Consider the following 830-nt stretch of genomic DNA (forward strand, 5'->3'; position numbering starts at 1 on the left):
CAAAAGATCAAAAAGCAAATCATATTCTTTCCGCTTGGTCAAAAGCAGATGGAGTATGTTTTGGGCAAGTGACTGTCAATGACAAGTCAAATGAAATTACAGCGATTCCTAAATTATTGGATACGCTCCATCTTGAGAAGATGATTGTGACGCTAGATGCGATGGGAACACAAACAGATATTGCCTCTGATATCATTCAAAAAAAGGCGGATTATGTGTTAGCAATAAAAGAAAATCATAAACTACTTTATCAAGATATTACGGATTATTTTGGTCATGCTCCTTTTTTAGAGGAAATGAAACAGCTAAAAAAAGGCTATGTATGCACGATTGAAAAGAGCCACAGCCAGATTGAAAAACGTTTTTACTATCAAACGGATGATATTTCTTGGTTGGAAGCAAAGGTAAAATGGAAAGATGTCAAAAGTATTGGTATGGTGGAAAAAATCATGGAAAAAGATGACGAAATTCGCGTCGAAAGACGCTATTATATTTCTAGTTTACAGACAGACGCTGCTTTATTTGCTAAGGCTGTACGAGGGCACTGGGATATAGAGGTGATGCATTGGTATTTGGATGTACTTTTTAAAGAAGATAGTCATAAAGTGCTGAACAAAACGGCAGCAATGAACTTAAATGTATTGAGAAAAATCGCTTTAGCCATTTTGAAAAAATGGACACCAAATACTCGTAAGAAAGTAACAAGTATGCGGCAAAAACGAGTTTTATTATCTATGGCATTTCACAAATTTTTACCATCTATACTAAATATGTAAAAATTAACGCATATATCTACTTGAAATAAGACTATATTTTTCATGCGATTGTCC

The 830-nt window shown here is 34.3% G+C and carries 1 protein-coding gene; it reads left to right on the forward strand.

Features of this window, described 5'->3' with window-relative positions:
• The coding region (locus tag ACODS7_RS32275) for an ISAs1 family transposase (protein ID WP_488828647.1) at nt 1–776 on the forward strand (776 nt) is incomplete at its 5' end.
• Between the last annotated feature and the right edge of the window lie 54 nt (nt 777–830).

This window comes from Bacillus sp. FG16 (assembly GCF_057809515.1).